General features: G+C 72.1%; 5 protein-coding genes. 4 read left to right on the top strand and 1 reads right to left on the bottom strand.

Going from position 1 to position 8,132, the window contains the following annotated elements; genetic code table 11:
* A partial coding sequence (locus Q6348_RS11975; RefSeq protein ID WP_434062062.1) for a potassium channel family protein occupies positions 1 to 313 on the bottom strand: 313 nt, incomplete at its 3' end.
* Positions 314 to 455: 142 nt separating this feature from the next.
* On the opposite strand from Q6348_RS11975, the gene Q6348_RS11970 reads away from it, so the two are divergent.
* The 4 genes from Q6348_RS11970 to Q6348_RS11955 all read left to right on the top strand — a co-directional run bounded on the left by Q6348_RS11970 (position 456) and on the right by Q6348_RS11955 (position 8,120).
* The gene (locus Q6348_RS11970; protein WP_304601510.1) at positions 456 to 2,543 is read left to right on the top strand and encodes an APC family permease; all 2,088 of its coding nucleotides are present in this window, start codon (positions 456 to 458) and stop codon (positions 2,541 to 2,543) included.
* Positions 2,540 to 3,772, top strand: coding sequence for a class I SAM-dependent RNA methyltransferase (locus tag Q6348_RS11965; RefSeq protein ID WP_304601509.1), 1,233 nt, complete (start codon positions 2,540 to 2,542; stop codon positions 3,770 to 3,772). The genes Q6348_RS11970 and Q6348_RS11965 overlap by 4 nt, the downstream gene beginning before the upstream one ends.
* 124 nt (positions 3,773 to 3,896) lie before the next feature.
* Positions 3,897 to 6,713, top strand: a complete 2,817-nt coding sequence (locus Q6348_RS11960; RefSeq protein ID WP_304601508.1) for an aconitate hydratase — start codon at positions 3,897 to 3,899, stop codon at positions 6,711 to 6,713.
* A 96-nt stretch (positions 6,714 to 6,809) separates the two neighbouring features.
* Positions 6,810 to 8,120, top strand: a complete 1,311-nt coding sequence (locus Q6348_RS11955; protein WP_304601507.1) for a serpin family protein — start codon at positions 6,810 to 6,812, stop codon at positions 8,118 to 8,120.
* The last annotated feature ends 12 nt before the right edge of the window (positions 8,121 to 8,132 follow it).

The raw sequence follows: 8,132 nt of genomic DNA, 5'->3' as shown, positions 1-8,132 counted from the left end.
GTTGGTAGATCTCGGCCCGGTGGGGGTCGTAGATCCGGGCGACCACGTTGTCCACCCCGTACGTCTCGCGTGCGACACGCGCGGACAGGATGTTCGAGTTGTCGCCGTCGGACACCGCGGCGAAGGCATAGGCCTCCTCGATGCCCGCCTGCTCCTGGGTCTGGCGGTCGAACCCGACGCCGGTCACCCGCTTGCCCGAGAACTCGGGGTCGAGGCGGCGGAACGCGTCGGGGTTCTGGTCGATGACCGCGACGGTGTGGCCGCGGTGCTCGAGCGACGAGGCGAGGGTCGCGCCCACCCGTCCGCATCCCATGATGACGAAGTGCACGGACCCTGACGCTATACCGTTCCGGGGCTCGTCGTCGGCCTCGACCGCCGGCCGCGCCGCACGTGCGCGGCGCCCCGGGACGGACCGTGGCGCGTGGAGCCCCTCGGCTGGTCCTAGCATGGCCCGTGTGTCGGACCTCGTTGATGCCGCCAAGCGGCTGATCGTCGGACGTCCGGTCCGGAGCGACCGACTCGGCCACACGTTGCTGCCCAAGCGCATCGCGTTGCCGGTCTTCGCCTCGGACGCGCTGTCGTCCGTCGCCTACGCGCCGGACGAGATCCTGCTCACCCTGGCGATCGCCGGGATGGGTGCGACCGCGATCTCCCCATGGGTCGGCATCGCCGTGGTCGCGGTCCTCGTGATCGTGGTGACGTCCTACCGGCAGAACGTGCACGCCTACCCCTCGGGCGGAGGGGACTACGAGGTCGCCACCACGAACCTGGGCCCCAAGGCCGGGCTCACCGTGGCGAGCGCCTTGCTGGTCGACTACGTGCTCACCGTCGCCGTCTCGGTGTCCTCCGGCGCGCAGTACGCCTCCGTGGCCATCCCGGCCCTGCGCGGCCACGAGGCCCTCTTCGCCATCGTCATCGTCGGTGTCCTGATGCTGATGAACCTGCGCGGCGTCAAGGAGTCCGGGACGCTGTTCGCGATCCCGACCTACCTGTTCATGTTCGCCGTGGGCCTGACCGCTGTCGTCGGGCTCATCCGGGTCCTGACCGGGACCCTGCCGCCGGCCGAGAGCGCCGGGCTGCAGATCCAGGCCGAGTCGGGCTTCCTCGACTCGCTCGGGATGGACAAGGGGCTCATGGGGCTGGCCGGGGCGTTCCTGGTGCTGCGGTCCTTCGCCTCCGGCTGTGCCGCACTGACCGGCGTCGAGGCGATCAGCAACGGCGTCCCGGCGTTCCGGCCGCCCAAGAGCCGGAACGCCGCCACCACGCTGGCACTGCTCGGCGGGCTGTCGATCACCTTCATGATGTCGATCCTGCTGCTGGCCCGGTCGGCGGGCATCCACTACGTGGAGCTGCCCGCGACCAACCTGCTGCGCAACGGCGTCCCGGTGGGTGACAGCTACGAGCAGCACCCCGTCCTGGGACAGCTCGCGCACTCCGTGTTCGCCGGGTTCCCGCCGGCCGTGGTGCTGCTGTCGGTGGTGACGGGGCTCATCCTGGTGCTGGCCGCGAACACGGCGTTCAACGGCTTCCCGGTGCTCGGTTCGATCCTGGCGCGGGACGGGTTCCTGCCCCGCCAGCTGCACACGCGTGGCGACCGGTTGGCCTACTCCAACGGGATCGTCGCGCTCGCCGCCGGTGCGGTGGTGCTGATCTGGGCGTTCGACGCCCAGGTCACCCGGCTGATCCAGCTGTACATCGTGGGCGTGTTCGTGTCCTTCACGCTGTCCCAGCTCGGCATGGTCCGGCACTGGAACCGCCACCTGGCCACTGAGCCCGACCCGAGCGTGCGTTCGCGCATGAAGCGCTCCCGGGTCATCAACAGCGTCGGCCTGGCCATGACCGGCATGGTGCTCGTCGTCGTGCTCATCACGAAGTTCTCGCACGGCGCCTGGATCGCGATCCTCGCGATGGTCATCGTCTACGTCGCGATGCTGGGGATCCGCCGGCACTACGACATGGTGCGCGACGAGACGTCCATCGACGACGAGGACCGCGCGCTGCGTGCGCTACCGAGCCGGGTGCACGCCATCGTGCTGCTGTCCCGGTTGCACAAGCCGACGATGCGGGCGCTGGCGTACGCGCGCGCGGCCCGGCCATCCGTGCTGGAGGCCGTGACGGTGGCCGTCGACCCGCAGGACGTCACCGAGCTGCGCGAGCAGTGGGCGCAGCTGGACATCCCGGTGCCCTTGACGGTGCTCGACTCCCCCTTCCGGGAGATCACCCGGCCGGTGCTCGGGTACGTGAAGTCCATCCGCCGGGAGAGCCCGCGGGACCTGGTCGTCGTGTACATCCCGGAGTACGTGGTGGGCCACTGGTGGGAGCAGGTCCTGCACAACCAGAGTGCGCTGCGGCTCAAGACCCGGCTGCTGTTCACCCCGGGCGTCGTCGTGGCCTCCGTCCCGTGGCAGCTGCAGTCCTCCCGCGACCACGAGGTGCGCGCGTGGCAGGCTACGCACCCGCAGGCAGCGAAGGCGGCTCAGGTCAAGCAGGAGGCGGCGCGGGAGTCCGAGCGGATGCGCGACCAGGGGCCGCGAGGCACGTGAGCGCGCCTACGTTGCGGGTGGGCCCGGTCGCGCACGGCGGGCACTGCGTCGCGAGGGACGAGGGCCGGGTGGTGTTCGTCCGGCACGCGCTGCCGGGTGAGCTCGTCCGGGTGCACCTGACCGACTCCCGGCCCACGGCTCGGTATTGGCGCGCCGACGCGGTCGAGGTGCTCGAGCCGTCCGTCGACCGGGTGCCCACCCCGTGGCCCGAGGCGGGGCCCGGCGGGGTCGGCGGCGGCGAGCTCGGTCACGTCGCCCTGCCGGCCCAGCGCGCGTGGAAGGCCGCGGTGGTGGCCGAGCAGCTGCGGCGCATCGCCGGGCTCGACACGCCGGTGGCCGTGGAGGCTGCGCCCGGCGAGACCGACGGCCTGGGATGGCGGACCCGGATCGAGCTCGTGGCCGACGGCCAGGGCCGCGCGGGCATGCACCGGTACCGGTCGCACGACGTCGTCGCCCTGTCGCAGATGCCGCTCGCCGTCCCCGAGCTGGGGGTGGCGGAGCTGCTCGGGCGCCGGTGGCCGGCCGGGGCACGGATCACCGCGGTCGCACCGGTCGGCGGCGACCGGCCGCTCGTCCTGGTGGACGGCGAGCCGTGGACCGCGACCGGCCCGGACCGGCGCCGGACGGCCCGCTCGTCGGTCCGCGAGCGCGCCGAGGTCGCCGGCCACGCCTACACGTGGCGGGTGGCGGGCTCCGGCTTCTGGCAGGTCCACCGCGGCGCGCCCACGGCGCTGGTCAGCGCGGTCCTGGACGGGGTCGGCGACGTCGACGGCGCGCGGGTCCTCGACCTGTACTCCGGCGCCGGGTTGTTCAGCCTGCCGTTGGCGGACGCCGTGGGACCCTCCGGCCGGGTGCACGCCGTCGAGGGCGATGCTCGTGCGCTGCGCGACGCGCGGCGCAACCTGCACGACCGACCGTGGGTGAGCGTGCACGGGGGAGACGTCGCAGCGGTGCTGGCGGGGGGCGGCGCGCAGGAGGGCCCGGCCCTGCCGGAACGGGCCGACGTGGTCGTCCTGGACCCGCCGCGGGTCGGGGCGGGCCGCGACGTGGTCGCCGGCGTCGCGGCCCGGGGTCCGGCGCGGGTGGTGCACGTGGCGTGCGACCCGGCCGCCCTGGCGCGTGACGTGGCGCTGTTCGCGGAGCACGGCTACCGGCTCAGTGCTGCGCGAGGCCTGGACCTGTTCCCGATGACGCACCACGTCGAGGTGGTCGCCGTCCTCGAGCGGTGAGGTGCGTGCCCCGGCGGCATGCGATATCTTGACATCAAGATAGTTCGCCGCCCTCGCCGCGTGCCCCTCCGGCCGCGCGACTAGCCTGGGCCGAGCGCGGATCCCGATCGTCGAAGGAGCACTCGTGAGCAGCGTCGACACGTTCTCGGCCCGGTCCACCCTCGAGGTGGCAGGCACGTCGTACGAGGTCTACCGCCTGACCGCGGTGCCGGGGATGGAGAGGCTGCCGTACAGCCTCAAGGTGCTCGCCGAGAACTTGCTGCGCACCGAGGACGGCGTGAGCACCACGGCCGACCACGTCCGAGCCCTCGCGCAATGGCAGCCGGACGCAGAGCCGAGCACCGAGATCCAGTACACGCCGGCCCGGGTGATCATGCAGGACTTCACGGGGGTGCCGTGCGTCGTGGACCTCGCCACGATGCGCGAGGCCGTCGCCGAGCTCGGAGGAGACCCCGCGACGATCAACCCGCTCGCCCCCGCCGAGCTCGTCATCGACCACTCGGTGCAGATCGATGTGTTCGGCCAGCGCGACGCCTTCGAGCGCAACGTGGAGTTCGAGTACGGGCGCAACCAGGAGCGCTACCAGTTCCTGCGGTGGGGTCAGACCGCGTTCGACGACTTCAAGGTCGTGCCGCCCGGCACCGGCATCGTGCACCAGGTGAACATCGAGTACCTGGCCCGCGTCGTCATGACGCGCGAGGGCGAGGACGGCACCGTCGCGGCGTACCCCGACACCTGTGTCGGCACGGACTCGCACACCACGATGGTCAACGGCCTGGGCGTCCTCGGCTGGGGCGTCGGCGGCATCGAGGCCGAGGCCGCGATGCTCGGCCAGCCGGTGTCGATGCTCATCCCGCGGGTGGTCGGCTTCAAGCTCACCGGGCAGATCCCGGCCGGCGTCACGGCGACCGACGTGGTCCTGACCATCACCGAGCAGCTGCGCGAGCACGGCGTGGTCGGCAAGTTCGTGGAGTTCTACGGCGAGGGCGTCGGCGCGGTGCCGCTGGCCAACCGCGCGACCATCGGCAACATGAGCCCGGAGTTCGGCTCGACCTGCGCGATCTTCCCGATCGACGGCGTGACGCTGGACTACCTGCGGCTCACCGGCCGCAGCGAGGACCAGATCGCCCTCGTCGAGGCCTACGCCAAGGCCCAGGGCATGTGGCACGACCCGTCGTCGCCCGACTACGTCGAGCCCGCGTACTCGGAGTACCTCGAGCTCGACCTGTCCAGCGTGGTGCCGTCGATCGCGGGGCCCAAGCGGCCGCAGGACCGGATCGCGCTCACCGAGGCCAAGCGGTCCTTCGCGGGCTCGGTGCGCAACTACGTCGACGAGCACGAGACCCCATCCCTGGACGGCCTCGACCACTCGGTCGAGGAGACCTTCCCGGCGTCGGACCCGATCGCCACCGGCGAGCACGGCGACGCCTCGGATCTGCCGACGCACGCCGCCGGCGCGCCGGCGCGCCGACCGCACAAGGTCGTCCCGGTGACGCTCGCGGACGGCACCACCACCGAGCTCGACCACGGGCACGTGGTGATCGCCTCGATCACGTCGTGCACGAACACGTCCAACCCCTCGGTGATGCTCGCCGCCGGTCTCCTCGCCAAGAACGCCGTGGAGCGCGGCCTCGTCGCCAAGCCCTGGGTCAAGACCTCGACCGCGCCCGGCTCGAAGGTCGTCTCCGACTACTACGAGAAGGCCGGCCTGTGGCCCTACCTCGAGAAGCTCGGGTTCCACCTCGTCGGCTACGGCTGCACCACCTGCATCGGCAACTCCGGGCCGCTGCCGCCCGAGGTGTCCCAGGTGGTCAACGACAACGACCTCGCCGTCGTGTCCGTGCTGTCCGGGAACCGAAACTTCGAGGGCCGGATCAACCCGGACGTGAAGATGAACTACCTGGCGTCCCCGCCCCTGGTGATCGCCTACGCTCTCGCCGGGACGATGGACCACGACTTCGAGTCCGACCCGCTGGGCACCGACGCGGACGGCTCGCCCGTGTTCCTGCGCGACATCTGGCCCAGCGCCGACGAGGTGCAGGCCACGATCGACGCCGCGATCGACCGGGACATGTTCACGAGCGACTACTCGGACGTCTTCCACGGAGACGACCGCTGGCGGTCGCTGCCCACTCCGGAGGGCGACACCTTCGCGTGGGACGAGGACTCCACCTATGTCCGCAAGCCCCCGTACTTCGAGGGCATGGCCCGCGAGCCGGAGCCCGTCAGCGACATCGCAGGTGCGCGCGTGCTGGCCAAGCTGGGCGACTCGGTGACCACCGACCACATCAGCCCCGCGGGCGCGATCAAGACCGACAGCCCGGCCGGCCGCTACCTGGCGGAGCACGGTGTGGAGCGCAAGGACTTCAACTCCTACGGCTCGCGGCGCGGCAACCACGAGGTCATGATCCGCGGCACGTTCGCCAACATCCGGCTGCGCAACCAGCTCGTGCCGGGCGTGGAGGGCGGCATGACGGTCAACCTCCTGACCGGCGAGCAGATGTCGATCTACGACGCCGCGATGGCCTACGCCGACGCAGGCGTGCCGCTCGTGGTCCTGGGCGGCAAGGAGTACGGGTCCGGCTCGTCGCGGGACTGGGCCGCGAAGGGCACCTCGCTCCTGGGGGTGCGGGCCGTCATCGCGGAGAGCTTCGAGCGGATCCACCGCTCCAACCTCATCGGGATGGGGGTGCTTCCCCTGCAGTTCCCGGCCGGGGAGTCGGCCGACTCGCTCGGTCTGGACGGCACCGAGACCTTCGACCTGACCGGTGTGGACGCCCTGAACAGCGGCCCGGCGGACACCGTCGCGGTGCGGGCGACCAAGGCGGACGGCTCAGTGGTGGAGTTCGACGCGGTGGTGCGCATCGACACCCCGGGCGAGGCCGACTACTACCGGCACGGCGGCATCCTGCAGTACGTGCTGCGCTCGCTCGCCGCCTGATCACCGGGGCTCCACTGGGCAGGGCCGTGGACGGGGGACCGGAGACGGGTCCGAAGTCCGCTGCAAGACGGACCGGTCCGGTGACACGATTCTGGTATGAGGTGCGCAGCGCGCGCGGCGGCGATGCTCGCGGGCACCCTGGGGCTTGCCGCCTGCGGATCGACGCCGACCCTGACGATGCTTGAAGGACAGGGCGAGCGCGCCCAGGTCACGCTCGTCGACGCCGCCGCGGCCGAAGCCGTGGTCGCGGCGAGCTGGCGGGCCGGGTTCGCCGCCCTTGGTGCTGGGTCCGAGCCTGCGGGCACGGTGGTCTCGCCCGCGAGTCTCGTCGTGGCACTGTCGATGCTCGCCGAGGCGGCCAGGGGGGAGTCTGCCGCCGCGCTCGACACGGCGCTGGGCGCGAGCGGTGACGCCCGCACCGACGCGATCAACGCGCTGAGCACCACGCTCGCGCGTTACGAGGGCGACCCGGCCGCGGTCGGGGCGGCCGAGCTCCCCGAGATCCCCGTCGTGCACCTGGCGAACCAGGTCGTCGTCGACGACGAGCAGGACGCGCAGCAGTCCTACCTCGACCGGCTGACCGCCGGGTACGGCGCCGGGGTGCTCGTCACCGACCTCGCCAGCGACGAGGGCAAGCGGGACCTGGACGCGTGGGTGCGCGAGCACACCGGCGGACTGGTCAAGAAGTCGGCGATCACGCCGGCCCCGGAGCTCGTGCTGGTGCTTCAGAACGCCGTGGCGCTCGCCGCCCGGTGGGCCACGTCGTTCGACCCGAACCTCACCCAACCCGACGAGTTCACCCGCGCGGACGGCACCAGCGCGACCGTGGACATGATGCAGCTGGGCTCGCCCTTCGCGTACGTCGAGCGCGAGGGCTGGCGCGCGGTCCGGCTGCCCTACCTGCAGGTGGACGAGGGCAACCCGCAGCTGTACGCCGATGTGATGCTGCCGCCCGAGGGCTCGCAGGCCGCCGGCGACCCCACGCTCGCGGACCCCGCGGCGGTCGAGGCGCTGAGCGTCGCGCTCGGCGCGCAGGCGACCACCGATGTGCTGCTCGCGATGCCCAAGGTCGACCTGACCAGCTCTCTGGACCTGCTCCCGGTGCTGGACGCGCTCGGGCTGGGGGCGCTGACGTCCGCGCAGACCGCCCACCTGGACGGGCTGCTCGTCGACCCGCCCGCACCGCCCTACGTCGCCCAGGCCGTCCAGCAGGGCGTCCTCCAGGTCGACGAGGACGGCACGAGGGCAGCCGCGGTCACCGAGATGGGCATCGCGGCCGGCGCGGCGCCGCCCGCGAACCCCGTCACCATGACGGTGGACCGACCGTTCCTGATCGTCATCACCGACGGGGCGAGCGGCTGGCCGCTCTTCCTGGCCGCGGTCCAGGACCCGAGCGCCACCACGTAGCCCGGGCGGTGT

The organism is Actinotalea lenta, assembly GCF_030586465.1.
Lineage (GTDB): Bacteria > Actinomycetota > Actinomycetes > Actinomycetales > Cellulomonadaceae > Actinotalea > Actinotalea lenta.
Note: the sequence above shows the minus strand (reverse complement) of the source record. Positions and strands in the feature narration are given on the sequence as shown.

Excerpts from the sequence above, each read along its gene's own strand:
- Q6348_RS11955 (WP_304601507.1), top strand. The coding sequence starts at position 6,810 with ATGAGGTGCGCAGCGCGCGCGGCGGCGATGCTCGCGGGCACCCTGGGG.